The 26,154-nt window shown below is 55.3% G+C and carries 26 protein-coding genes; 19 read left to right on the top strand and 7 right to left on the bottom strand.

Annotated features, from left to right (window positions below):
• Window positions 1-215: 215 nt before the first annotated feature.
• The gene (locus HZB34_08595; protein ID MBI5316015.1) at window positions 216-1,067 is read right to left on the bottom strand and encodes a uroporphyrinogen-III synthase; all 852 of its coding nucleotides are present in this window, start codon (window positions 1,065-1,067) and stop codon (window positions 216-218) included.
• A gap of 542 nt (window positions 1,068-1,609) precedes the next feature.
• Here HZB34_08595 and HZB34_08590 point away from each other — a divergent pair.
• The 3 genes from HZB34_08590 to HZB34_08580 all read left to right on the top strand — a co-directional run bounded on the left by HZB34_08590 (window position 1,610) and on the right by HZB34_08580 (window position 4,825).
• Entirely contained in the window at window positions 1,610-2,047 is a 438-nt protein-coding gene (locus HZB34_08590) for a VOC family protein (GenBank protein MBI5316014.1), read from the top strand.
• A gap of 89 nt (window positions 2,048-2,136) precedes the next feature.
• On the top strand, window positions 2,137-3,774 hold the full coding sequence (locus HZB34_08585) for an MBL fold metallo-hydrolase (protein MBI5316013.1): 1,638 nt from the start codon (window positions 2,137-2,139) through the stop codon (window positions 3,772-3,774).
• Between the two features lie 34 nt (window positions 3,775-3,808).
• Entirely contained in the window at window positions 3,809-4,825 is a 1,017-nt protein-coding gene (locus HZB34_08580) for an NAD-dependent epimerase (protein MBI5316012.1), read from the top strand.
• Between the two features lie 66 nt (window positions 4,826-4,891).
• Here HZB34_08580 and HZB34_08575 read toward each other — a convergent pair whose 3' ends face one another.
• Window positions 4,892-5,464, bottom strand: a complete 573-nt coding sequence (locus HZB34_08575) for a hypothetical protein (protein ID MBI5316011.1) — start codon at window positions 5,462-5,464, stop codon at window positions 4,892-4,894.
• A gap of 393 nt (window positions 5,465-5,857) precedes the next feature.
• On the opposite strand from HZB34_08575, the gene HZB34_08570 reads away from it, so the two are divergent.
• On the top strand, window positions 5,858-7,864 hold the full coding sequence (locus tag HZB34_08570; protein MBI5316010.1) for a cation:proton antiporter: 2,007 nt from the start codon (window positions 5,858-5,860) through the stop codon (window positions 7,862-7,864).
• A gap of 4 nt (window positions 7,865-7,868) precedes the next feature.
• Here HZB34_08570 and HZB34_08565 read toward each other — a convergent pair whose 3' ends face one another.
• Both HZB34_08565 and HZB34_08560 read right to left on the bottom strand, forming a co-directional pair.
• Entirely contained in the window at window positions 7,869-8,549 is a 681-nt protein-coding gene (locus HZB34_08565; GenBank protein MBI5316009.1) for a hypothetical protein, read from the bottom strand.
• Between the two features lie 29 nt (window positions 8,550-8,578).
• Window positions 8,579-8,905 (bottom strand): hypothetical protein, encoded by a 327-nt coding sequence (locus HZB34_08560; protein ID MBI5316008.1) that lies wholly within the window; start codon window positions 8,903-8,905, stop codon window positions 8,579-8,581.
• A 580-nt stretch (window positions 8,906-9,485) separates the two neighbouring features.
• On the opposite strand from HZB34_08560, the gene HZB34_08555 reads away from it, so the two are divergent.
• From HZB34_08555 to HZB34_08535, 5 genes are all read left to right on the top strand, one after another.
• Window positions 9,486-10,016, top strand: a complete 531-nt coding sequence (locus HZB34_08555; protein MBI5316007.1) for a DsrE/DsrF/DrsH-like family protein — start codon at window positions 9,486-9,488, stop codon at window positions 10,014-10,016.
• Between the two features lie 69 nt (window positions 10,017-10,085).
• Window positions 10,086-10,331, top strand: coding sequence for a sulfurtransferase TusA family protein (locus tag HZB34_08550; GenBank protein MBI5316006.1), 246 nt, complete (start codon window positions 10,086-10,088; stop codon window positions 10,329-10,331).
• Between the two features lie 349 nt (window positions 10,332-10,680).
• On the top strand, window positions 10,681-12,360 hold the full coding sequence (ftcD, locus tag HZB34_08545; protein MBI5316005.1) for a glutamate formimidoyltransferase: 1,680 nt from the start codon (window positions 10,681-10,683) through the stop codon (window positions 12,358-12,360).
• A complete protein-coding gene (locus tag HZB34_08540) occupies window positions 12,270-12,464 on the top strand; it encodes a 30S ribosomal protein S21 (GenBank protein ID MBI5316004.1) in 195 nt (64 codons plus the stop codon). Before ftcD ends, HZB34_08540 begins: the two co-directional genes overlap by 91 nt.
• 69 nt (window positions 12,465-12,533) lie before the next feature.
• On the top strand, window positions 12,534-13,193 hold the full coding sequence (locus HZB34_08535) for an endonuclease III (GenBank protein ID MBI5316003.1): 660 nt from the start codon (window positions 12,534-12,536) through the stop codon (window positions 13,191-13,193).
• A 70-nt stretch (window positions 13,194-13,263) separates the two neighbouring features.
• Here HZB34_08535 and HZB34_08530 read toward each other — a convergent pair whose 3' ends face one another.
• Window positions 13,264-13,620, bottom strand: a complete 357-nt coding sequence (locus tag HZB34_08530) for a hypothetical protein (GenBank protein ID MBI5316002.1) — start codon at window positions 13,618-13,620, stop codon at window positions 13,264-13,266.
• Window positions 13,621-13,721: 101 nt separating this feature from the next.
• Between HZB34_08530 and HZB34_08525 the strand changes: the two genes are divergently transcribed.
• The 6 genes from HZB34_08525 (at window position 13,722) to HZB34_08500 (ending at window position 19,881) form a co-directional block, all read left to right on the top strand.
• A complete protein-coding gene (locus HZB34_08525) occupies window positions 13,722-14,153 on the top strand; it encodes a hypothetical protein (protein ID MBI5316001.1) in 432 nt (143 codons plus the stop codon).
• A 245-nt stretch (window positions 14,154-14,398) separates the two neighbouring features.
• A complete protein-coding gene (gene polA / locus HZB34_08520; GenBank protein ID MBI5316000.1) occupies window positions 14,399-17,044 on the top strand; it encodes a DNA polymerase I in 2,646 nt (881 codons plus the stop codon).
• A 194-nt stretch (window positions 17,045-17,238) separates the two neighbouring features.
• Window positions 17,239-17,496: a hypothetical protein gene (locus HZB34_08515; GenBank protein ID MBI5315999.1), complete on the top strand. Its 258-nt coding sequence runs from the start codon at window positions 17,239-17,241 to the stop codon at window positions 17,494-17,496.
• A gap of 184 nt (window positions 17,497-17,680) precedes the next feature.
• On the top strand, window positions 17,681-18,385 hold the full coding sequence (locus tag HZB34_08510) for a hypothetical protein (GenBank protein ID MBI5315998.1): 705 nt from the start codon (window positions 17,681-17,683) through the stop codon (window positions 18,383-18,385).
• Window positions 18,386-18,544: 159 nt separating this feature from the next.
• Window positions 18,545-19,468: a hypothetical protein gene (locus HZB34_08505; GenBank protein ID MBI5315997.1), complete on the top strand. Its 924-nt coding sequence runs from the start codon at window positions 18,545-18,547 to the stop codon at window positions 19,466-19,468.
• Window positions 19,465-19,881 carry a type II toxin-antitoxin system VapC family toxin gene (locus HZB34_08500; protein MBI5315996.1) on the top strand — a complete coding sequence of 139 codons (417 nt, stop codon included), beginning with the start codon at window positions 19,465-19,467 and terminating at the stop codon, window positions 19,879-19,881. The genes HZB34_08505 and HZB34_08500 overlap by 4 nt, the downstream gene beginning before the upstream one ends.
• A gap of 193 nt (window positions 19,882-20,074) precedes the next feature.
• Here the strand turns inward: HZB34_08500 and HZB34_08495 are convergent, their stop codons facing one another.
• Together HZB34_08495 and HZB34_08490 are read right to left on the bottom strand one after the other, a co-directional pair.
• On the bottom strand, window positions 20,075-20,599 hold the full coding sequence (locus HZB34_08495; GenBank protein MBI5315995.1) for a PilZ domain-containing protein: 525 nt from the start codon (window positions 20,597-20,599) through the stop codon (window positions 20,075-20,077).
• A gap of 159 nt (window positions 20,600-20,758) precedes the next feature.
• Window positions 20,759-22,240, bottom strand: coding sequence for an SAM-dependent methyltransferase (locus tag HZB34_08490; protein MBI5315994.1), 1,482 nt, complete (start codon window positions 22,238-22,240; stop codon window positions 20,759-20,761).
• Between the two features lie 155 nt (window positions 22,241-22,395).
• On the opposite strand from HZB34_08490, the gene HZB34_08485 reads away from it, so the two are divergent.
• The 4 genes from HZB34_08485 (at window position 22,396) to HZB34_08470 (ending at window position 26,152) form a co-directional block, all read left to right on the top strand.
• Window positions 22,396-22,947, top strand: a complete 552-nt coding sequence (locus tag HZB34_08485) for a hypothetical protein (GenBank protein ID MBI5315993.1) — start codon at window positions 22,396-22,398, stop codon at window positions 22,945-22,947.
• A gap of 118 nt (window positions 22,948-23,065) precedes the next feature.
• Window positions 23,066-23,803, top strand: coding sequence for a glycosyltransferase family 2 protein (locus HZB34_08480; protein ID MBI5315992.1), 738 nt, complete (start codon window positions 23,066-23,068; stop codon window positions 23,801-23,803).
• Window positions 23,804-23,860: 57 nt separating this feature from the next.
• Window positions 23,861-24,166 (top strand): lipid-A-disaccharide synthase N-terminal domain-containing protein, encoded by a 306-nt coding sequence (locus tag HZB34_08475; protein MBI5315991.1) that lies wholly within the window; start codon window positions 23,861-23,863, stop codon window positions 24,164-24,166.
• 219 nt (window positions 24,167-24,385) lie between these two features.
• Window positions 24,386-26,152, top strand: coding sequence for a glycosyltransferase family 39 protein (locus HZB34_08470; protein ID MBI5315990.1), 1,767 nt, complete (start codon window positions 24,386-24,388; stop codon window positions 26,150-26,152).
• Window positions 26,153-26,154: the final 2 nt, after the last annotated feature.

Below are 26,154 nucleotides of genomic sequence, written 5' to 3'. Positions count from 1 at the left end.
TCGCCTCGTCGCTTGCTGCGGCCTTGCTGGACGGCCTTTCTGAACAGCCTGCAATGGCTTCTGAACTGGCCTGCAAGTATCCGGACATTGCGTGTCTGTTCTGCGCAAGTGGTTTGTCAAAGCCCTTTTGGTTTTTGAATATTTGAGTCGGATTTTCTGATATGGAACCCCTCGAGGTTGCGGGGTTCTATGTCAGAAACGGCCTTATGGGCAGACTACAGTTGCTTCGCTATTTTTGCTTCACGCAGAGAGTAAATCTGTTCGGAGATTTCTTTGACCAGGATGCCCATCTTTGGGTGGGACGGTTCGAAGTCGATAGGGAGACCGTGATGACGGAGTCGTTCACTGGCTGTGGGGCCGATGGACGCGACGACCATCTTCTTGCATGCCAGCTTGAACTGCGCGGTCGCGTCTTCCTCTTCGAGTAATTGCATGACATGATCGATCTGCGCAGCGTTGGTGACCAGCATTACCTCTATCCCCCCAGCCATGATCCTTCCGAGCACCTGTTCCAACGGGCCCTTGTCTTCGGGAAGCGCCCAACGGTAAATGGGCACGGGAAAGACCTCGGCGCCACGTTGTCTCATGGCATTCAAGAGATCCGGATTGGATACGCCGTATTCTTGGACAGCGACGCGGAGGCCTCTGACAGGCCGATATTCATCAAGCGTCGCGACGACCTCTGTCCACGTGTTCGGTTCCGGCACAGTGAGTGTCGGGATGATGCCAAGGGCCTTGAGTGCTGCAACCGGCTTCGGGCCACGAGTGACTATCGCCGTCCGATTGAGCCCCTCCATGATCGATGGCATGCGGTGGTGCGAACGTAGAATTTCGAAGAGAGTCGTCGTGCCGATGCCAGTCATGAGGATGAGAATGTCGACCTGCCCGTCAATCAGTCTGGCGCCGAACTGCAGCACAGTGGGATTGTCCTGAATGGGGATTTCCCGGAGGGCAGGAGCCACAAAGGGTCGGCCGCCGTACCGTTCGATCAATCGAGCCATCTCCGTTGCCATACGGCTTTCGAACGCGGCCACCGCCAATCCTCTAAAACTCTGATTTTGTGTCATGGCCCTGAATGAAAAACTCAAATTTACATCGGAAGTGTGGGCATCCTCACCATACCATAAGCCGAGATTGGAGACGCAGCCATCGATCTGGCACCAGAAGTACAGGACATAGGATGCTCAAAAAGCCTGAACTTCTCCCCCCCTGACCCTGGCGCGCCGAGAGGCGCCTCGTCCCAAGCAAGGCCGCAGCGAGCAATGAAATAGTTCTTCCAAGCTTGCTCATTGATGTTGTCCCGGGATGGCCCGGATGGTCCCCCACTGCGCGCGTCCATTCAATCCTCCCATTACATGTTCGAGGGTAGCCTGGTCGTTCCTCGATTGCGCGCGTCGAACGAGCACATTCTTATCGTGCGCGTTCCGCGAGCAGGAGGACGGCCAGGCTGCCCTTCCCATCCTTCCGAGGGCGCGCGTTGCGCGAGCACAGGGGACTCATCGGGGCCATCCCTCTCCCTGCTGGCGGGCTCTTACAGCTTCCTGCTTGGGATTTTCGATTGACGGAGTCATAGTCGCTCCCTACTATACGGTCACGATTGAGGATAGCTATGACTGTTCCACTCCATCGAGGATTACGCCATGTGGCGTTGCGCGTCAGAAACCTGGCTCGTTCTCGCACATTCTATGAAGAGTTGTTGGGAATGAAGGTGGTATGGGAGCCGGATGCGGACAATGTGTATTTCAGCTCCGGTTCGGATAATTTCGCGTTACATCAGATTCCTCCCTCCGAGCTTCCATCCTATCAACCCTTGACTGGGCAACTGTTGGATCATATCGGCGTGATTCTTGAGAGTCCTGAGGCAGTCGACCGGATGTATCGGGAGATTGAACCTCGCCTCGCGCAGCTGGGCGGGAAAATTTTGAAGCAGCCGAAACAGCACCGCGATGGCAGTTACTCTTTTTACTTTTGCGATCCGGACGGAACGGTCATTCAGGCACTGTACGAACCCTCCATCAGCAAACTGGAATTCACACGAAATGGGTAAGGCGTGAGGGGTGAGGTGATGGTTGAGAAAAACACGGTCGGAGACGGAGGGGTGATCCCCTTACGCCTCACGCCTTACACCTTACGATCATGAAGATCTGGGACAGCCTGCCCAAACATCACTATCTCAGCCTCGCTCCCTGGGCCTGGGTCCAATTGGAGAGCGCCGAGCCTCCCGGCCCCTTCCCCTTTGTCGCAGGAGTGGCGCCCGAGGTCGTCGCAAGTCTCCATGAGGCCCATAATCTCCTCTCCAGCGCGATCGATACGGCCATCAGCGATGTCTTTTCCAAACGGGCCCCGCTCGACGACCCCGATCGACAGAGGCGATTGGAAGATGCCTATACGGAACTGATCAGCGCCCGCCCCTATCTGCAGCAGCACATTCGGTGTGGACGGATGGCAGACGGCACGTTTCAATGGGAGTTCCCAACCGACCCGACCAAATCCGCCAGGGTCACAAACGGCGGGCTCCGGATCTACAATTCCGTGAAACGGCAGGCCATTCCGATTGGGTTCGATCAGCGACGGTTAGGACCGCTGGTGGGAAAGGTCCTGGGGTTTTTGGACGGCACGCATCAGGCCGGCGAAATCAGAACGGTGGTGGCAACCTCGGGGCGAGACGGAGAGCGCCTTCTGACCCGATTGATCGAATCGCTTCACCAACATGAGTGTTTCGTCAGCTCGAATACTTCCTCCATCAGATCCCATTGGTTCGAGGCGCTACAAGATACGGACACGGTCCATCTCGGCCATGCCGCGCTTCTATATCGGCAGCGGGACCAAGTGCTGCTGTTCGATCCCTGGCTCCTTCCATGGTTTGCCGAATCCTCTATCCCGTCCTTGTGGGGATCGCTGCTGCCCAAACCTGGCGCTGTCTTCTTGACCCATGATCACGACGATCATGTCGATCCACGCACACTCTTACATTTGCCCAAAGACACGCCGATCATCGTGCCAAGCCGGAGGAACCGGCGTAATCTCTACTACGACTATCTATCGCTTTTACGGGAACTGGGATTCGGGCAGGTGATCGAATTGGCGCACGGAGAAAGCTGGGCGTTCGAAGGAGGGGCTGTCTACTCCGTGCCGTTCTACGGCGAAGACCCCTGCGATCTGGAGATGCCCCGCAACTGCTATCTCATCGCCGATCGCGGCTATAACATGCTCGTGCATGCGGACAGCGGGCCGACGAACAGCGGCAAATCCGTTCTCACGGACAGGGTGATTCAGGCCCTCGTGCAGAGGCATGGGCCGATCCCGTTGGTCTTCGCTTCGCAACAACAACTGCTCGAAGTTCGTGGCCATGCAGCCCATGCGCCCTTGTCTCATCCCGGAAGATGGCTCGATGTGGGAGAAAACGGCTATCTCACACATGCCTATCTAGCCGAGGTCTGCGCGGCGGCGCAGGCGACGTTGTTCGTGTCCTATGCCACCGGCGGCGCAGATTGGTATCCCGACCATCTCTCTTTCATGTTCAGCCGACGGAACCAGGCCAGGACCTCGCTGCTCACTGCCCACTGGGAACAGCCGGAAACTCTCAAAGAACTTCTCGCCGGGCAGAGATGCGGGTATCATTACGCTCATGCGTTGGATCTATTTCGTCGCACGACCGACGGGTCGGTGCAACCAGTGACAACCGGGGCATCTCTGGCGCCTCTGTCGCTCTATCGCCTTGACCACAGCGATCCTCCGTTTATGAAATCTAGTAATCACACCGTGCCATCTTGAAAGGTTATAAGGACCGACTATGACTCTGCGAAAAATACAGCAGGCCCCGATTCTTGTCACCGGTGTCGCCGGATTCATCGGCTTTCATACGGCAATCAGATTGCTGGAGCGGGGCGAGCGGGTGATCGGGCTCGATAACATCAACGACTACTACGACGTGCGGTTGAAAAAGGCGAGACTGGCTAGACTGAAACCCTTCAAGGAGTTCACCTTCACCAAAACCGATCTGGCCGACCGGGTGAAAATGCGCAGGCTCTTCGCTACACAATCGATCACGAAGGTGGTCCATCTGGCGGCGCAAGCCGGTGTGCGCTATTCGCTGGTGAATCCCCATGCCTATACCGACAGCAACATCGAAGGGTTTCTGAACATTCTGGAAGGTTGCCGACAGGCAAAGGTTGAACACCTGGTCTATGCCTCGTCGAGTTCCGTCTACGGCGGCAATACCCACATGCCGTTTTCGATTCATGACAACGTCGACCATCCGGTCTCTCTCTATGCAGCCAGCAAAAAGGCCAATGAACTTATGGCCCATTGCTATGCGCACCTCTATCGAATCCCCTGCACTGGCCTGAGGTTTTTTACGGTCTATGGGCCCTGGGGGAGACCCGATATGGCACTCTTCATTTTCACAAAAGCGATTCTGGAAGGAAAACCGATCGAGGTCTACAACCACGGAAAGATGCGGCGAGACTTTACCTATGTCGATGACATCGTCGAAGGGGTGATCCGGACCCTCGACCATCCAGCCAAGCCGAACCAAGCCTGGTCCGGCGACAGACCGGACCCCGGAACCAGCTCAGCACCGGCCCGGATCTACAATATCGGGAATCATCAGCCAGTCGAACTCTTGCGCTTTATCGAGGTATTGGAACAGGCGATCGGAAAACAGGCGAAGAAGAAATTGTTGCCCATCCAGCCAGGTGACGTTCCTGCCACCTATGCCGACATCGAAGATCTCTCACAGGATGTCGGATTCAAGCCGGCTACCCCCATCGAAGTGGGAATCCCCCGTTTCGTCGAGTGGTATCGGCAGTTCTATAAAAAATAAGGGGGCCTGGCCCTCTCGAAAGAGCCTGGCCCCCCTTCCAATCAATCGTTCGCCTGAACCGTCTTGTTACGGACAGCCGATCGGCACAAATCCAGGCCCGAACAGCTTAGACAGCGCGATGTATCGCGCGTTGTCGTAGAACGAATAGCTGGGACCCCGCTGATTTCTCCCAGAAAGATCTCCGCCGTAGGAAGGATCTGCCCCGTAAAAGAACCCTCCGCGAGTTTTCTGAACGAGATTGATCCATTCTCCGTACATGGAGCAGACTTCAGCTTGAACGGACCCGGACGAGGCGATACTGGCATGCCAATCTTTGGCCCAATCAGGGACAGTCTGTCGCCCGCCGGCCATACCGGTCTGATTACGGTCGGGATACGGAGGAATGTCGTAGCGCGGAGCCGCCGTCACAGCGGGGCGATAGGTCGGCATGTCCTCCAGGGATGGTACGCTCGACAGTTCTTTTAACTTCATCAGTTTACAGCCGGGCAAATCCTTGTTCGTGTAGAGGATGCTCCCATCGGCTTGGGTACATTCCCGCATGAGGTACGGGTCGAAGGAGATCGTCGTATCGGAAAATGCCGATGCTGAAGACAGGGTGAGGACCGTTGCGGCAATCATGAGCACGCGAGCAGGCCGCATAGAGCACCTCCCTTGAGATAGTGAACCAGCCAAGACTTGCATCATTGTTTGTCCTTCGTACATGTACTCGCCGATGATGCTTACAAACTATTATACTGGACAGAATGCCGTCTATTCATCTTTCGAGGGGAGGCGAGCTACCGACGGGGGGCTGGCAAGCCGTCTCTGCTAGCCGATTTGCCGAGACCACCCGAGCCTGTGTCCAGGCTCGGGTTTCTTCCACCAGCAGCCCTCGCGCGGAAATCAACAGATTTTCTTGCATAAATAAGCAGGTTGGCCTTGTTACCTTCTGACTACTAGGGTATTCTACGCCCTCAATCCGTGAAACGTGAGGCGATTGACGAGTCTCTTTCGCCCTCCCATGTCACTCCCCACGTCCGACCAATTTCTTGCATGACTGACTACGGCGTACTTGCAAATCTGCTGGTAATCTTCTTGGCATCGATCGTCGTCGTCTTCGTATTCCACAAATTGCGACTTCCCTCGATCGCAGGATTCTTGGTCGCCGGCTCACTCATCGGCCCCCATGGGCTGAACCTCATCGCGGATGTCGGTACCGTCGAGGTGTTGGCCGAGGTCGGAATCGTTCTGCTTCTCTTCACCATCGGCATCGAATTTTCAATTGCGCAATTACTTTCCATGCGCCGCCTCATGTTTGTGGGTGCGCCAGTCCAGATCGCCGGCGTGCTGGTGATTGCGTTTCTCGGGGCGATGCTCGTCGGATTGTCCTGGCGGGAAGGGTTGTTCTGGGGATTTCTCTTCGCCCTCAGCAGCACGGCGATCGTATTGAAGACCCTAGCGGAACGGGGGGAGAGCGACTCGATCCATGGCCGAGCCACGATCGGCATTCTTATCTGTCAGGATCTGGCGGTCGTACCGATGATGCTGCTGATGCCGATCCTAGCCGGCAAATCGGAGGGAGGCGGGGTGGCGATTCTGATCACCTTGGGGGAATCGGTCCTCGTTGTCCTGCTTGTCATTGGAGCCTCCTGGTATCTGCTCCCCAAACTCTTGGGATATATCGTCCGAAGCCGCAGCCGGGAGCTGTTCTTGCTGACGATCATCGTCTCCTGTATCGGTATCGCCTGGCTCACGTCCCTCGGCGGTCTCTCGTTGGCATTAGGGGCATTCATCGCCGGGTTGGTCATTTCCGAATCGGAGTACAGCCATCAGGCTATAGCCGAAGTGTTGCCGTTCCGCGACAGTTTCACCAGTCTCTTCTTTGTGTCGATCGGCATCCTCTTGGACTGGCAGGTGTTGCTCGCCCATCCAGGACTGGTATTCGGACTTCTCGTGGCAATTCTGCTGGTAAAGTTTTTCTCCGGGGCCGTGGCGGTCCTGCTGTCGGGAACCCCCCCGCGTTCGGCGATTCTGGTGGGCGTCGCCTTGGCTCAGGTCGGAGAGTTTAGTTTCTTGCTGGCACAGCAGGGGGAGGCAAGTGGTTATTTCCATGGTGATCCGTATCAAGTCTTTCTTGCGGTCTCGGTGCTGTCCATGATTGTGACCCCTTTTCTCATACAGTGGTCGCCGAACCTGGCCCGTCGCGCTGAGGCGTGGCAGCGGGTCCATCATTGGCTGCCGAAGCACACCCTCGCCCATGCCGAACAGACCGAAGGGAAGCATATTCGGATGAAGGGCCACGTCATTATTGCAGGGTATGGATTAAACGGGAGGAATCTCGCCCGCGTTCTCGGCGAAACGGAGATCCCCTACCTGGGATTGGATCTCGACGGCGATATCGTCAGCCGCGAATCGAAACACGGGCTGCCGGTCTACTATGGCGATGCCACGAATTCGCATGTGCTGCGGCATATGAGAGTCGAGGATGCCAAGGTATTGGTGATCGCGATATCTGATCCATTCACCACCCGGCGGGTCGTGCAGATTGCCAAGGGAATCAACCCCAAGCTCCATGTTGTCGTGCGGACCCGCTATCTCCGCGAATTGGAGGAGCTACATAATCTCGGCGCGGATGACGTGGTGCCGGAAGAATTCGAAACCTCCATCGAAATATTTTCCTTGATACTCCGCACCTACAAGATGCCGCAGGACTTTGTGATGCGGAAGGCTACACAAGTTCGCCGTGAAGGGTACGCGTTGCTTCGTCGCAGCGAATCACCGGAACTCCCGCATCATCTTCATGATGGGACCCTGGCGGATACGGAAGTCGAAACGTGTCGCATCGACGACGATTCCCCTGCTCTGGGGAAAACATTGGCTGAGATTGCTCTCCCCGCCAAGACGGGTGTTTCGGTGATTGCCTGGACACGTGCTGGAACAACGCAAGCAAATCCGCCTGAGCATACCCGGTTGATGGCGGGCGATATCGTGGTCCTGCTCGGTTCGCGCTCCCAGATTCAAAACGCGATGGAGCATTTAGTGCAGATGGGCGAGAAATGAGCTGCTAGCGTTTTGCCGTCGTCATGAGCTGATAGGCCTCTTCCAGCGTCGCCACTTCGATGACGTTGATATTCCATCGGGCGGCCAGTTGGAAGAAATCCTTGTCAACAGTGGCTGGTTGCCCTCGAGGCACCAGTATGGTTGAAAACTGCGCGCGGGCTGCCGCTTCAGTTTTAATGAGCAGGGCACCGACCGGCTCGATCCTACCGTCCGGTAGGATTTTTCCGGTCAGCGCGACATCCGGCTTGACGTTGCCGCCTCGCCAGGCTGCAACAAGCCCGACTGCCACGGCAGCGCTCGCGCTCACTCCTTCAGTCATGGCATTGTATGACCGGTTCTTGATCGTGATCACCCAATCTCGCCCCTCCTCCCCTACTGCCTGCGTGGCAGCCGCAACCGCTTGCCTGATGCCCTCTTTCCAATCGTCGCTGACTATTGACCCGCCACCCAGGTTAATCTCATTGAATTGGACTGTCGGTCCTTCTTGTCGAGGGCCCTTGTCGATTTCGAGCACGATATAGTGCACGACCCCCGTCTGCCCGTCAGCGCGCACTCCCAATGCCGGTACCGTTGCGACTAGACGGCTCTCCGCCGGCCAGACCGGAAAGGCTTGCGCACAAAGCATTATCGAGGAGAGGAGGAGAACAAGGTGTGGTAATTTTCGAGTCGCATCCTTGCCCGACATAAGACCTCGCCAATATGACTCATACGGATTCAGCTCTTCCAGCGAAGCGTGACTCTTTCTTTCAGCTGGTGGTCGAGGAGTTGTCCAGTTTGCGCCGACATCAGATACGCGGCTTTCAACTTGTAGTACCATTTCGCCGGCGTATCGGCATCATCGATAAGCATCAGGGCTGGTTTGTAGCGTGATCCCACCGCCTGGCGTTCCATCGCTTCTCGATCCTGCGTCATGAAAATGTTTGCGAAGTAGCGAAAGATGGTCTTGGAAAATGGAACCCGGCTGAGGCAATTCCGCGCTGCAGTAAAGTCGATGCGGCATTGCTGTTCACTGATCGGCGTCACCGCGGCTCGGCTCGACACGAAGAGCGATCCGCACTGGACGAATTCGAATCGCTGGCAGGGCAGCGAGCATCTGCTGGAAGTACCAACTTAGACTTTGTAAATATAGCGAGTGGGTCACGGAACGTCAAGCCACTTGGCGCCGAATGATCCTCCCGGCTATAAACGGAACAGCTGGACCCACCTTCCTTCCGCGTTTCGCTGAGGGTTTTCTTCGGTATGCGTTTTCGAGCTCTAAGAAGAGAGCGGCCAGACTGTCCTTCACTGCGCGCATTGAGCGACTGCATCTTCGCATTCTTTTCTGCCACAACCCAGTACTTCCTATAACGGGGTAACCTGCTCGGTCTCCCACTACGCGCGTCCAACGATATAACTGCTCCCTCCAGGCTTGCTTGTTCTCTTTCCCTTGGAATGGCACCTGTGTTGATCCCCCTGCGGCCGTCGAGCGAGCACATTCTGATCGTGCGCGCTCCGGGAGCAAGGGATCAGCACGGGTGTCATTCCATCCTCCCCTTCCTTGACAAGAAAATTGAGCGGAGACTATAGTCAAATTCCTATTGAAATCGCCAAATTCATGCGGACATGAGAGGATAGAGGACGCATGACAATTGCTCAGATGGATCCAGCAGTCACGTTGGGAGACCTCCAGGCTTCTAAGCCTGAGAAGGTGACGATCGTGCTGCTAAGCGGCGACATGGACCGGGCGATGGCGGCGTTCATCATTGCCACCGGGGCTGCTGCCATGGGAATGCAGGTCACAGTATTTTTCACCTTCTGGGGTCTCAACGCCATCCGCCGGAAAGGAGCAACCAGCTCAGCCAAGGACTGGCTTCGTCAACTGTTCGGCCTGCTCAATAAAGGAGGCGCGGACAGCCTTCCTCTCTCGCGGTTCCACTTCTGGGGGTTGGGCACAAAGATGATGCAACAGGTCATGAGGCAAAACCGGATGCCTGGTGTGCCGGAACTGATGGAAACAGCCCTGGGCCTCGGTGTTCACTTCATTGCCTGTACGACCACCATGGGGTTGATGGGGATCACGAAGGATACGCTCATTGAGGGTATCGATCAGTTCGCAGGGGTGACCACCTATCTTGCAGAAGCCAAACAAGGCAGTGTGAATTTGTTTATTTAGTTCATCCGGTTTGTTTGGTGCGTGGGTTCATAACCAAAGAAACTAAACAAACCATACAAACGAGACGCTATGCTGCATGCCGACGTGAAACTCGATACGCTTGGCTACTTCTGCCCGATGCCGATTATTATGACCTTGAAAAAGATCAAGGAACTGAAGCTGGGCCAGGTTCTTGAAGTCGTCTCAGACGACGAGGGCATCAAGAAGGACATGCCTGCCTGGTGCGACACGACCGGCCATCAGATGGTCGGGCTCGAAGAAGAACAGACCAAAGCGGGAACGGTCTATAAAGCATTTGTGAAAAAGACAAAGTAACCGTACGGACAGAGCTTTCACAGGCTGGAACCTTCCATAAACAGTCTCAATGTCAACATAGCCCCAGGATGCTCAAAAAGGCCGTTCAGCAAGGCCGCAGCGAGTGAAAGCCCGGAGGAGGTACCCACCGCACTTCGTGGAGCCGTTTGCCCATTTCATGGATCTTGGCGAACGGAAAGACCCCTCCAGTACTTCTGATCTCTTAGAGTCTCTCTCGTACGTTGAGGGCTTGAACGATGCGAGAACGCCGCTGGCGGTCTTTTTCAGCATCCTGTTAGTGGAGAGAGAAGCCGGAGGGCTGACGGTCAGACCTCCGGCTTCGTTGTGTTGATATGTGATGAGGTGGGGCGTGGATCGCATCGTCGAATGTGTGCCGAATTTCAGCGAGGGACGAAACCAGACAACGGTGCATGCGCTGGCACGTGCTGTGGAATCTGTTCCTGGGGTCTGGCTGTTGGACCAGACAATGGATCGAGACCACCATCGCTCAGTCTTGAGCTTTGCCGGTGAACCGGACGCCGTCGCTGAAGCCGCTTTTCGCGCGATTCGCGTGGCGACCGATCTCATCGATCTTCGAGAGCATAGAGGTGTCCATCCGCGGGTGGGGGCGACAGATGTCGTGCCCTTTGTCCCACTGCGCGGGGCAACGATGCAGGACTGTATCCATCTGGCAAGGCGATTGGGGAAGCAGGTCGGGGCAGAGCTGGAGATCCCCGTCTTCCTCTACGAACAAGCGGCCTTGCACCGCGATCATGCCCCACTCGAATCGGTCCGCCGAGGGGGGCTTCAAGGCCTCGCCTTCCGCATGGCCTCCGATCCTGACTGGACACCGGATTTTGGCCCGCCCCACCTCCACAAGACAGCCGGCGCCATCGTCATCGGCGCGCGCGCTCCCTTGATCGCATTCAACGTGAATCTCCGCTCGACCGACCTGGGGTTGGCTCGATCCATTGCGAAAGACATTCGCCAATCGAACGGAGGACTGCCCCATCTCAAAGCAATCGGCGTGGAGTTAGCCAGCCGACGGTTGGTTCAGGTGGCCATCAATCTCACCGATTATGTCATCACCCCTATCCATGTCGCCTTTGAAGCGGTCCGTACCAGCGCAGCCGCACAGGGCGTGGCAGTAGCTGGGAGCGAAGTAATCGGCCTTGTCCCACAAGCGGCACTGCTTCAAGCTGCTGCACATGGCCTTGCGCTCGAACAGTTCGATGAATTACAGGTATTGGAAACGAGACTGGAGATGCGGCTATTCGGTGAGCCGGCCCGAGAGGCCTCTTCTCATAAGGGAGACCCTGTTGATTTGCAGACACAATCCCTCGCAGACTTTCTGGACTCAGTGGGCGCAGCCACCCCGACTCCAGCCGGTGGCACAGTCGCGGCTTTGGTGGGCGCTCTCGCGGCTTCGTTGGGAATCATGGGAGCGCGGCTCAGCCGGCAAAAGAGGGTGGAGTATCGGCTGAGTGAGAGTAGCCGAAGGCTTCGCGATCTCATGCAAGCAGATGGCGATGCCTACCGCCGATTTATCCAGGCAACGAAACTCCCAAAAACAGACAGGGCCCGTCCTGCTCTCTTGTCATCTGCATTACATCTGGCAACCGAAATTCCGCTTGAAATCGCCGAACAGGCGACAGAGGCCGGCGCTATTCTTCATGCCTGCTCGGCTGGGGTAAAACCACGCGTCAGGTCGGATTTGACCGTTGGAATGCTCCTGGCACTCGCTGCAGCAGATGCGGGACGTCACACGGTCGCTGAAAACATAAAACTTCAATATAATCCATTGCTTAAATCATCGCTCTTCGATCGGATTGAGCAGCTGACGATCCGCCTTGAGGAACTCAGGGGGCTATGTTACACTGCGCCCCCTGGTCGAGGCCAGGCCGACTCAAGAAAAAAACCTGTACAGGCATTGCCTGGGAAAGTAGACAAACGGGAAGAATGGAAATCAAAGTCTTCAATAATAACGTTGAAAAAGCCCTCAAGGTTGCCAAAAAGAAACTCGCGGGGGAAGGGCTCTTCCGCGAACTGAAGCGCAGACGGTTTTACGAGAAGCCGAGTGTCCGAAAGAAAGCCAAGCAGCGCGAAGCGCAGCGGCGGCGTCAAAAGTGGTTGTCGAAGCGTAAACCGGAATAAACATTTCCCCGCGGCTTGCCCGTTCGGTTGACACATCCCTCTCAAGGCCTTTACATTCTTGCCTCGTCCATGCGCCAGGATCAAATCACTGCTGCGCTTCGAATCGTTCAACGCGAGATTCGCCAGTGGGAAGAACCAGTCGTCGGCGTGGTCGCAAGCCTGTCGAACCGAGACCCCTTCCGCATCCTCATATCCTGTCTCCTCAGTCTCCGGACAAAAGACAAGACGACACATGAAGCCAGTGCCAGGCTGTTTGCGCTGGCACATCAGCCTGCCTCCATGCTCACCCTCCCACTCAAGAAGATCGAACGAGCCATCTATCCTGTTGGATTCTACCGGACAAAAGCCAAGTCCATTCATGCCATCTGCCGTCGCCTTCTGGACGTCTATGGAGGAACAGTTCCCGATTCCATCGAAGAGCTGGTGACTCTGTCAGGAGTCGGTCGGAAAACTGCGAATTTGGTGGTCACGGTCGGCTATGGCAAACCCGGCATCTGCGTGGATATCCACGTGCATCGGATCAGCAACCGCTGGGGCTATGTGAAGACGAAGACTCCGGAGGAAACTGAACAGGCCCTACGCCGGAAACTGCCGAGGCCCCATTGGATTACCTTCAACGACTTGCTCGTTCCCTATGGACAGAACCTATGCCAGCCCGTCTCACCCTTCTGTAGCAGATGCAAACTGGCGAAACACTGTGACCGTGTCGGGGTGACGCGCTCCCGATGAGCGAGTCCATCTGGCCAACTTTCCTTGGGCGAAGATGACGAATTTGGGGTAGCGGGAGCATCGGCAGTGGCTATTTCATTGTGGCGCGCGCCTTGACACTATTCACATAATCAGCAAGGGCCGCATCGACTTCCCCCGTGGTCATGGGCCGGTCATGTGTCTCACTTTCGTCCACAAGGTATTTGTCATGCTCTTTTTCCTGCCGCAGGACTATGGAATTCTCCTGCGTCACCTCGATCAGCATAAACCACTCGCGTGCCCCCTGGGTAATCACGACTTCCTTGCCCAGGCCTTTCTTCGTGATCTCGACATGAAGCTCTTCCGATGCCCAGACAGAAACAGGATTCGTAAGCAATCCCACCCCAGAGACCGCGACCCCAAGTAACAGGCTGATCCGGAATGTCTGGAGGAAACGATTCGAGATCATGCAAAGATTATAGCCGGTTGAGAAATCAACCGTAAACCGTCGTTGCTGCTCGCTCGTCGCCTTGAGTGGTCCCAGGTCACATGCTAGGATGCCTCGTCTAAATGGATAGCCTACTTGCAACATTCCAGGAATGGATTCCAGTCGATGTGCTCATCGGTCTCACGGTGGCTTCAGCTATCGGTTTTGTCGCGTCCCTGATCGCTATCCCGATGATTTTGGTGCGTTTGCCGGCCGACTATTTTGACACGCGCATTCCTCGCCATTGGATGAAAGACCATCATCCAGCGTTGCGCCTGTTGGGGCTGGTCGTCAAGAACGTTGTCGGAGTCGTGTTCCTGTTGGCCGGCTTCGCCATGCTCTTTTTGCCGGGCCAGGGCGTGCTGACAATGCTGATCGGGATCTCGCTCATGGATTTCCCACAAAAGCGTGCACTGGAGGCCAGAATGGTCGGGCAACCGACTGTGCTGGGCGTTATTAATTCCATGCGCCAGAAATTTGGCAAGCCGCCCTTGACCCTGGCCCCCGGCCCTTAGCAGGATGCTGAAAAAGTCCGCCAGCGGCGTTCCCTGCCTCCGCCGAAGCGCTTCGCGCAGGCAGGTCGCATCGCTCAGAGGCTCAACGTACCGCAAGGGTACGCCCTCGCCTCTTCGCTCGCTGCGGCCTTGCTGGACGGCCTTTTTGAGCATCCCGCGGCTGTTTTGAAATCTGTGCCATCTGGAAGATTCCCGTGGTGGTTTATGAATAAACCGATTTTTTCCGCAGCCTGCTAGGCCGCATCATGCCGAGCACAGAGCCCAGCCGCAAGACGCTCTACCTGATCGACGGGAGCGCCTATATCTATCGTGCCTTCTTTGCCCTGCCGGCCCTGAATAATTCCCAAGGCCTCCAGACCAACGCCATCCTCGGTTTCACCACGATGTTGCTGAAAATTCTTCGCGAACGGAAGCCTGACGGCCTTGTCGTGGCGTTTGATGAAAAGGGGCCGACGTTGCGCCATGCTGAGTTCAAGGCCTACAAGGCCCAGAGGCCGCCGATGCCGGAAGGCATGAGTGCCCAGATTCCCTACATCCATCGCGTAGTGGATGCCCTCAACATCCCCTCGGTCCGGCAAGCCGGATATGAGGCGGATGATCTGATCGGCTCACTCGCGCACCAAGCCGAACTGGCAGGCTTCGACGTCATCATCGTCACCGGCGACAAGGACATGTTCCAACTCCTGACCCCCCATGTGCGCATCTATGATCCGGTAAAGGACAAATGGTTAGGCGAAACGGAATGCCGAGAACGTTTCGGCGTGGAGCCGGCGCGCGTCGTGGAAATTATGGGTCTCATGGGCGATGCAACGGACAATATTCCCGGGGTGAAGGGCATCGGTGAGAAGACGGCGATGAAGCTGATCGCCCAATTCGGCACGATAGAGGAACTCTTGCATCGTGTAGAGGAAGTTACGCCGCCTCGGATCAAAACCCTGTTGATCGAACAGGCGGACAATGCCCGCCTCAGCCGACGCCTGGCGACCATCCAGTTGGATAGTCCCGTCACCTTCGATCCCACGACCTATCACATCAAGCCCCCACATCAGGACCAGCTCACCGATCTGTTGCGCGAACTGGGGTTCACCTCGCTCCTCAAATCCTTTCAGCCGGCGTTTCACCCAACCAAGACACAAGAAATACAGACCGCGCTGATTCAGGATGAACCGTCCGCACAGAAATTTGTGGAGGGATTGCCGAAGGGAAGTGCCCTCGGACTGCACTGTCTACTCTCCGCCGGGTCGAATGTGCTGGGAATGGCCCTGTCGACCGGGGACAGGACTGCGTTCATTCCTCTCGACGTCCGAACCTACATGAGGCCCATCACAGCCTTGCTGCACGACCCCACGAGAACGAAGGTTGTTCATGACTTGAAGGCAACGCTGCTGGTGTTCCACCGCATGGGGCTCACCCTTGCCGGCCCCTATCTGGATACCATGGTTGCGGACTATCTGCTCAATCCCAACCGCCGAGATCACCAACTTGAGACCATCGCGTTCGAAATGCTGGACCACCGGCTTGGGCCAGGTCATAAAGAGAACGCAGCCCCGCAATCCCTGTTCGAGGAGGACACAGGGTCACGAGAGGAGGCAGCGGAGTCCGCGTCTGTGCTGGCCAAACTCGCCCAGCCCGTCATGGAACGACTCTCGGCACAGGGGAGCCTCTCCCTCTTCACCGAGGTGGAAATGCCACTGGTGCCGGTGCTGGCCGAGATCGAGCGGAACGGCTTCTTACTGGATGTCGAAGGCCTGCGGCGGCTCAGCAAAGAATTGGAACGGGATCTCGACAAAATGATCGAGACGATCGAAGGATTGGCCGGCGGCGCATTCAACATCAATTCCCCGAAGCAGCTGGCTACGGTGCTCTTCGAGAAGTTGGGGCTCAAGCCGATCAGGAAAACCAAAACCGGCTACTCAACCGATGAAGACACACTGACACAGCTCGCGACACAACATGAATTGCCGGCGCAGATTGTGAACTATCGGAGTCTCAGCAAACTCAAGTCCACCTACGTGGATGCGCTACCAGAATTGGTCAACCCGGAAACCAAACGGCTCCATACATCACTCAATCAAACCGTCGCGGCGACCGGACGACTCTCCTCCACCGAGCCGAATTTGCAAAATATCCCGGTGAAGGGCGATTACGGATTACGAATCAGAGAAGCCTTTATCGCACCGGCCGGCCACACGCTGCTCTGCGCCGACTACAGCCAAATCGAGCCGCGCATCCTCGCGCATCTGTCGCGAGATCCCCGTTTGCTTGCCGTGTTTGCGAAGGGAGAGGATATCCACATGGCGACGGCCATGGAGATTTTCAGCCTGCCCTCCAGTCAAATCACGAGAGACATGCGACGCGTGGCCAAGACGGTCGTCTTCGGCATTGTCTATGGCATCAGCCCCTTCGGTCTGGCCTCGAATATCGGGGTGTCACAGGCGGACGCGAAGAAATACATCGAGACGTTCTTCGAAAAGTTTTCGGCGGTGCGCGCGCTGATGGACCGGAATATCGAAGAGGGCAAAACGAAAGGCTACACGACGACAATCCTCGGTCGGCGGCGCCCGATCCCCGAGTTGCAGAGCGGGGATCCAGTCCAGCGTGGATTCGGCGAACGAATCGCCGTGAATAGCCCGATTCAGGGCTCAGCCGCAGATCTCATCAAGGTGGCGATGATCGACGTGAACAATGCCCTCCATCATGAGCTGCCGCACACGAAGATGATTCTTCAAGTCCACGACGAGTTGATCTTCGAAGTGCCGGAGAAGGAATTGGAAGAGGCAAAGCGCCTCGTGAAGACGGTAATGGAAGCGACGGGGGAGAAGCTGGGATTGTCGGTACCGCTGAAAGTGGATTTGGGTACCGGACATAATTGGCGAGTGGCGCATCCGTAGTGGAGGAGGGGATGGAGGCTGACGATCTTCTGTGCTCGCGCAACGCGCGGCCTGAGAAGGCCCTCGTTGGACGCGCGCAGTAGAAGATCAATCAGCCCCCATCCCTGAGAGAGAACGAGCAAGCTCGGAGGGAGCATTTATTCAGCACCCGTCCCCGAAGTTATGAATAACAGCCACATCATATGAGGTGACCTATGCAGACCGTGCGTCTCTCAGCCGCTTGGGTGATTACGGGCGTTTGTCTTGGTGCGTTGGGACTCCTGCTTCTCATGGGACAGCCGTTTGCAGCGAAGGCGCAAGAGCCGAAACGGTTTCAGTACAAAATCATCGAGGTGCTTCCCGACACTCAGAATATGCAAACCAAGCTGAATGAGTTTGGGGCAAGCGGGTGGGAGTTGGTGGCGGTCTCGATGGGGGATATGACGGAGCCGAGGTTGATCTTTAAGAAGTGAGAGAAGGGGGTAGCTGCGACGATCCCTTTGCTCGCGGAACGCGCACGATAAGAATGTGCTCGTCCGACGCGCGCAGTTGGAATCATCCCAGCCACCCCCAGTGAGAAGGATGGTAGTAAGGAGTTAGTTTGGTCCCGCTGATAGTAAATTTGAGAGTGGGCTACAATTGGAGACTGGTGCATCCATGAATGATGTGATGCCAGATCAACCAACAGATAAGATTTTCACCAGATACAAATGTGAACCTCCTAGCTCAATAAGGATACCCGCGTTTGGCAAACGCCCGCCTGACTTATATGCATACCCGAAGGCAGAACGTAAAGTTCAATTGTTGTTTGTCGGATGGAATCCGCCAAAGCCGTTCGGAGGATTCTGGTCGATTAAATTCGATGACAACTTGCGGTCCGAGCTTCATAGAGTTCTTGTCGAACTAAAGAAAATAAAGGCGAGCACGCCGGACGCTACTTTTCTTGATGAATTCTTGAAAACGGGCTTCTATTTTATCCACGCGGTTAAATGCTGGTGTTGTGCAAAATATCCAGGTTTTGGTCGAGGCGCAAAAGGAATGGATCGGAAGCATGTAGGGCTTCCGCTGCTTCGCGCTTGTGTTGACGCACATCTCAGGGATGAGTTAAGGGACCTTTCTCCGGAAAAAGTGTGTCTGCTTGGGCAACTACCATATACTGCCTTATCTTGTATTTCAGAGAGACTGGGCAGAATGAAAGTAACCCCTACTGAGGGAAAGATACTTGAACCTCAAGATTCTGGATTCGACTGGCCAATCCTTTACAGTTGCTTTCCGGGTAGCCAAAAACCACCCAAAAGCATTCTTAATCAGCGCGAACTTCTACGGCGCGACTTGGAAAGATTCTTGAGATTGTCCCATTGAAGGTGCAGGCAAGGTTCTTTGAACCCTGTTACCAAAGCGTTCCATTGCGCCGTGGAATACAAGCATGTGGTCGAAGATTCACCAGTCACGATTCTTTAGGCCCTTTGATATCCAACCTCTTTAGAGGTAGCATCTCATTACGTTGTGGAGGAGTTTGAAGTGGGACAATGGAAAGAACTCATACGTCTAGCCTTCAAAGGGAGACGTTTCGAGGGCCATGCCCTCGACCTAAGCGCGCTCGATGAGTTGGTCAATTTCCAGAAAATTGTCACCGAGACTGCTAAAGCGCTCTGGAGAGAAGCCAATCCAGACCGTGAACGTCTGCCCCCGCACTTCGAAGATAAGATCCGACTATGTCTACGAAGGATAGAGGAGGGGAGTGCCGTAGCACCACTAGAGGTTTATATCGATGATACCAAGCAGGAATATCTGTATGGCCAAAGCGAAATGCAAGAACCGGAAGAAATTAGACAGGCTCTTTCGCTTGCCTGTGATTCGTTTGGATCAATCGAGCGCGATCAGCCTTTGCCGAGCACCTTTCCCAAAGCCCTGATTTCTGAATATGCGAGATGGGGGAGGCAACTAAGTGAAAATGAAAGTATAGAAATCGTTCGAAAGGGCAAGAAGCCAGTTAAGGTCAGTGGTGTGACGCAATCGCGGTGGTCTGAGCTCTCGGAGACTCCTCACGAAAACTTAGCTGAGGTAACTGGAACAATTCTGGAGGTAGATGTTCGATTGGGCCACTTCCAGGTTTGGACGAATGATAGGACATACGCAACTGTTTCGTTCAACTCTCAGCAAGAAGAACTAGTTATGGATGCCTTAAAGTATCACGGGAAATGCAAGATCTATGTTAAGGGACGTGGAGAGTTTTCACCTGACGGCAAGCTGATTCGAATTACAAATGTCGAAGATCTTTCCCTAATTTCAATAGAGGCTCCCCAGCCGAGCTTGTATGAGCGGTCAATTGAGGATGTGCTAGGAGAAATATCGAGCGAAATTCCGGCGGAAGAGTGGAGAAAGTTGCCGACAGATCTTTCAGACAACTTAGATCATTATATTTATGGTTGGCCCAAAAAATGAAGGAGGTTTTTGTCGATACTCATTATTGGGTTGCGATTGCCAATCCAAATGACCAATGGCATGAAGCGGCCATGTTGGCAAAGAGAGCATTGGGCAATGTAAAGCTGGTTACCACAGATGAAGTGCTGATTGAGTTTTTGAGTTTCCTAAGTAGATATGGCGAGCTTCTTCGGGTACAAGGGGCAAAAATAGTTAGAGCAATTCTGAATAATGCATCTGTTTCTGTAGTGCCGCAGTCGAGACAATCATTTCTAACTGCCCTCGAGTTCTATGAAAACCGAAAAGACAAACAATACAGCTTGGTTGATTGCATTTCGATGATGACGATGAAAAACCGGCTGATCACAGATGTGTTGACTAACGATGAACATTTTTCCCAAGAGGGATTCAAGATTTTGATCGCCAAGCAGTAGCTAATTTCCTTACTCGCCTCAAACGTCCATTTTCATAGGTTGCGATTCTCTTAATAGCCTCTTTGACAGCCCGTACTGCGACATATGACATTTTGTGACATGCCGGCTAAATAGTTTAAACGGGCGTGGGTTCAGTTGTCGGTTGCATGGCGTTGGACAAGTTCGGGCCTCGAGCACCGTCACGAGGAGAAGCTCACTTTCCCTGGCGCGCGTGATCGAGAGACTTGACCATGCTCAACAGGCGTTCCCGCCCTGCCTCGGAAATTTCGGTGAACTGGACCCCCATCCCAGGGAAAAACACATAACGCTCCTCATTCGGCCTGATCCAGGCTACTTTGCCTTGTGCGTTGATCGGTGTGGTCGGATCATCAGGCAGGATGAGTGCCAGCGAAAGGGTCGTCCCTAACCGTGGCGGCAGTTGAGTCTCGATGAAGATTCCACCTCCACCGATCTCGCAGGTCACACCGTCGAATTGCCTGTCGTCCGGTGTCGCGTAGCGGACCTTCGCCGCGAGACGACTGCGGGGATAATCCCGCGCTGCTCGTTGGGGGCGGGTTTCTTTGACAGAGGCCTGAACGAAATCTACCACTGCTTCCCAGGACACAGCGCCCAGCGACTTGCCTGCCGGACTGAACAGCGTCATCGTTTCCGTCTCGCTGTCCAGCGCAAGAATGTTTCCCCGGTGCCGCGATGAGGTTTTGATGGGGAACTTCATCATGATGCCTCCTCTCGGTGGCAATTGTTCCTGGGTCGGCTTCCAGGATATGTTAAATCCCTCAAGAAATCGACTGTGCGTTGGAACGCTCTAGCTTGTTGCAAAGAAGCCGCTAGCCTGCTTTAACAAAACAAACCAAATAAACAAAATGAACTGTATAAGTCAGCGAGGTTGGATCAGAGCGTGGAAGTAATCCACAGGGCTTGGTGGTGCGGTCAAGGCAATCATGAATGACTGAGGATCGTAACCGATGTCTTCGAGATCTTTCGAAGCGAATGTCAGCTCTTCCTCCGTGAGATAGGCGACTGTATCCGGAACACCTGTCGGCGTAAGCGAACGCACAAGGGCTTGGAGGGTTTCACGTTCCTCCGGCGGCATCTCTAATGGAATTGGAAAGTTCAGAGGGCGCGCATAGGGGCTTCGATAGGTTTCGTTCAATGCTCGGAGGGTCTTGAGCATCAACCGGTCCTGTTCCCACGGCGACATTCTTGTGCCGGCGGAAGGGTGAGTGGCGATGAGATCCATGAGAGTCACGACGTTGGTTCCCAGGCTACGCCCTACGAACTCACGCTGGCTCTCGAGTCTCATTGGGCCGGCCTCTAATTGCTTAGTGACCGCTTCAGCCAATGCAAAGTTAACCATGAAACTCTGTTGCCCCCCAAATTGCCCGTAGCAGGGCTTCTCCGGATCGTTTAGCACTTTCATATCCGCCGTACCAGCGTCGAAACTGCTGAACCCGATCGCATCGGGAGCCAACAGGCGTTTGGCTTCCTTGATCGTGGCGTAGGCCCCCAGATTGACGGGAACCACGACTTTTTCATCGATACGTTTGAGAAAGTCTGTGATCGTCTTCCGGTAGGGAACCGCTTTCCACTCCACCGCCCGATATTCACGCTCCCACACCAGATCATCGAGGAAGGGAGGAAAGCGCTTGAGCGCCTCCATGTCCATGGCATCGAACGCCCGGACAAAGGCCGCCCAGTCTGAAATTTTTGCATGCAAAGCTTCGCTCAGGTTCGGTCGAAGGAACTCCTCTTCGATATCATTCCCCTGCCGCGACATCAATTTAGTCGGAAGATCGTTCCACAATTCGTTACAGATAATGCGGTCGACACTGCCGTCTGCCACACCGTCCAGCCGGTCCACAGTGCAGAGATGTGTCGCAAGCCGGTCCCGGTGGGACGCGAGGTCCGGATGGGCCAGAGCTGCATCGAGCACCGCTTGCTCCCAATCAACCAGTATATAGCGGACGCGGGGGTAGACCACTCCATTCTTGTCGAGGGTCTTCAGATGGCTCAAGAAACAGGCGGCGAGATTGCCATTGCCCGGGCCCAGTTCCAAAATCGTGAGGGGTGAGGCGTGAACGGTGAGGTGTGAATCGGACGCATTTTCACCTGACGCCTGACGCCTGACGCCTGACGTTTTTGCGCGCTTCACTGCTTTTTCGAAATAGTCCGCTGCCAGAGCATGGGCGAGCCGATGGTCCGCCGAGGCAAAGGTTTGGTAGAAGCTGCGGATCTGATCGCCACGGAAGCGGTAGAAGAGGGTATTGATGTGGACTTGCCACTGATCGACTGGCTTATAGTCGCCAATGAGCTGTGGTAAGGCGTCTGCGTCCTGCAGCATCATAACAACCTGGTTCAAAGCTATGGTTCGGAGACTGCGAACAACGTTGGATGTTATCAGATGGCAGGAAACAGCTGCAACGGCGCTTCCTTCAGTTGTCAGCTGCCTATATCCTTGACAGCCCCCGCCGATGAGTGTACCAAGACGCTATGGTAGAAAGAACGAGACACGCGGTGCGCCGGCCGATCGCAGTGGTCTTTGCCATGGTCTTGTCGGCACCGATCGTACTCCCCGCAGCGGAGCTGCCGATCACCAAGAATTCTTCTATTTCGGATTTTCAGAACCGTGTAGAGGACGTCACGCCCTACAATTTCGACGCCCCACCACAAGGCCTGTTTCGTACCATCACAACAGCAGAAGGATTCGATGAGCAACTAGGCTTTCAACGAACGCATGAGATCGTGCCGGTGAAACCAACCGACCAATTCCGTCCAGATGCCCAGTCAGTTTTTATTGTGTTCCATCTCCACCAGCATTACCAGGGGTTCAAGGTGTTGGGACGCTGTTATCCTGAGGCGGTGGCCGGCCTCGATCCCACGCTGTTGATTGGACAAGATGCCATGCACATTGCACTCGAAGACGACAGCGGCTACCTCGCCCTCTCCCCTCCACAAACCACGTGGAAGCCCGGCCGATATAAAGTGGAAATTCATGTGGGAGAGCAGGTCAACGAGATGAGTCTGATGGGTACGATGCGCTTCACCGTGCTGAAGGAAACCCAGTAGCGGAACGAGCGAGAAGGGCGCGCCGACCACGCCACATGGTTTGACGCTCCCTTTAGCGTTCTGTAGAATGCCAAAGGACACACGTAGCCCCCTTCTGCATTAGGACTATCTACCCTGCATGACCGTGCCATCCCACCCATGGGCTTCCGTCATCATCCCTATTAAGGACGAGCGAGACAATCTCACTCCACTGATTGAGGGGCTACGAAAAGTAATGGACTCGCACGAGGCTTCACGGTCGCGTCCCTATGAGATTATCCTCGTGGACGATGGCAGCAGCGACGGCAGTAGCGAAGATCTAGACCGTCTGGCTGTTCAGCACCGGCAGGTGCAGGTCCTCCACCTCGACCGGAACCACGGCAAGACATGCGCGCTCGACGCGGGCTTTACGCGGTCAGCCGGTGAAATCATCATCCACATTGACGGCGATCTGCAACAAGATAGCGAGGACATCTTGAAACTCCTCCCCTATACTGCCACCTACGATCTCGTCTGTGGATGGAGACAGCAACGGCAGGATGGCCTGGTAAAAAAACTGTCCTCCCGGATCGCCAATCGGGTGCGGAATTTCTTTACGCGCGACGGCGTTCACGACACCGGTTGCCCGCTCAAGATATTCCGGCGTCCCGTGCTGGAACGGATCACGCTGTTCGAGGGCATGCACCGATTTTTCCCAACGCTTGCGCTCATGCATGGGTTCACGGTCACCGAAGTGCCCGTGCGACACCACCCGCGCATTCACGGTGTCTCGAAATATGGCATGGGCAACCGGCTATTCAAATCACTCTACGATTTGATTGCCGTGCGGTGGATGCAGACCAGAGTATTGAGATATACATTCCGCGACAAGCGATGAGCAGGCGGGACGGGCGAGAACAGCGAGAAATGTGGGGCAAACAAGATTCAACAGGTGATGACTATCACGATTGAACATATCTGGCTCGCCATCGGATTTCTTGGCCAAGGGCTGTTTTTCGGGCGCTGGGTAGTCCAATGGATTGCCTCTGAAAAAAAGGCGGAGAGTCAGGTCCCGATCTCGTTTTGGTACATGAGCCTGATAGGCGGGCTCATCACGCTCGCCTATGCGATCTATCGAGAGGATCCCGTCTTCATCGCAGGACAGAGCATCGGGGCCATCGTCTATATTCGCAACCTGATGCTGATCTCTCGCTCGAACCAGGCAAACCAGCCGATCGGCCCCTCCTCTCCACGAACCTAGCCCCCATTATTCATGAACACTTCTGCTGCAATCGCCGGTCCGCTGCTACGACAAGCCTTCGGCCGGCAGGCTCGCCCCTCAAACCCTCAACGTACTGCACGAGTACGCATCGGGTCATCAGGGCTCCGCGCGCCGGTCTCGCGACGCGGCTCAGCGATTTCGCGACGAACTGTCATGAATAATGGGGGCTAACTCTTTGAGACCCAACATTCTCAACGTATGCGGCCATTACACAATCCAACCGATTCCATGACCACGACCGACCGTTCGCACCACGCACTGATCCTCCTGGCCCTCCTCCTGCTATCTGGCCTGTTGTTCTTCCTGGGACTCGGCGACATGGGCCTGACCGACCAGGACGAGGGGCGAAATGCAGAAGCCGGGCGCGAGATGTTCGAGTCGGGGGATCGCCTGACACCCACGTTCAATGGTGAACTGCGCGTCGCAAAACCAGTCTTTATCTATTGGTTGATGGAGCAGTCCTATCGCCTGTTCGGTGTCAATACGTTCGCTGCACGATTTCCCTCAGCCCTCTTTGGCGTGGGATTGATTCTCATCCATTACCTGTTTCTCGTACACCAGCGCGACCGGACCATTGCACTCTTTGGCGGCTTGATGCTCTTGCTCAACCTGGAAATCCTTGGGCTCGGACGCATGGCACTGACAGACAGCGTCCTGATTTTTTTCACCACGGCGTCGCTCTACGGATTCTGGCTGGGGCTGCATGGAAGAGGCATCGTCCGCCAGTGGATCTGGATGTTCTATATCGGCATGGCCGTCGCCACGCTGACCAAGGGACCGGTCGGATTCGCCGTGCCCCTTATCGCAGCGGTACTCTACCTCACCTGGACACGTCGCTGGTCCGAGTATTGGCAGAAAGGGTTTCCCCTGGTAGGCCTGCTGTTGTTCTTTCTGATTGCTGCGCCCTGGTATGCAGCCATGTTCATCGTGCATGGCGACGCCTATGCCTCAGGCGCAAAGGTCCACACGATCGGCCGATTCCTCAGCCCGATGGAAGGTCATTATGGAACCCTCTTCTTCTATTTCCCGGTCCTACTCATCGGCTTCTTTCCCTGGAGCGCATTGCTGCCTATCCCGCTCTATCGGACTCTCAAGGACTGGTATCTGATACGCCGCGCGCGTATCCATGCAAATTCCGCCGAAACATCCGAACTTGACCTCTTTGCGGCTCTATGGCTCGTCGGCGTCTTCCTATTTTTCACCGCTTCTTCGACCCGTTTGCCTCACTACATTGGCCCATTGTTTCCTGCCGCCGCCATCGTGACCGCCTCCTATTGGTCGCGCTGCCTCCAAGATCCGGTGACGAAAGGAATTCGTGGCTCAATTCACCTCATGATGGGAGTGGGGTATCTCTTGGCCATCGCCTTTGCCCTCCTTCCAACGGTCTATACAACCTACGCCTCCAAGATGGTGAAGGAATTCCCCCTGGCAGGACAAGTCGATCTCGGCATCGGCCCCTATCTGCTTGCGACTCTGTTGTTAATCGGTATGGCGTTAGTGGGATATCTTGGGTTGAACGATGAACGGCGTGGAGGAGCCTTCTGGGCCGCAGGGGGGACTCTGGCCGGCCTCGTCCTCATCGTTATCATCCTCGTCATCCCTCACGTCAATCGATATATGGTCGCGCCCCCTCAGGAACTCGCCTACGCGGCAGGATTGAACCTCGCCCCCCAGGATCAATTTATCTCCTATGGCATAACACGAGCATCATCCGTATTTTATGCAAGACGCAAGACACTCTTCGTACATAGGGGGGAAGAGGACAAGATACGGACAGCTCTGAAGGAGTCGAAGAGAGTCATGATCCTCCTACCGGAGAACGCACAGTCGAAATTGCCGGCAGAGGCAGTCACCCTGGTCCCGATTCTCAAACGGTACGGCTATGTGCTGCTCGCGAACCAGTCGATGGTGACGGTGCCGGAGACCACGAGTCAATCTCCTCCACCAACGATTCTCGGGCATTGATC

Source organism: Nitrospirota bacterium (assembly GCA_016219645.1).
GTDB lineage: Bacteria > Nitrospirota > Nitrospiria > Nitrospirales > Nitrospiraceae > Palsa-1315.
The sequence above is the reverse complement of the archived record's forward strand: the minus strand, read 5'-3'. Positions and strand labels throughout refer to the sequence as shown.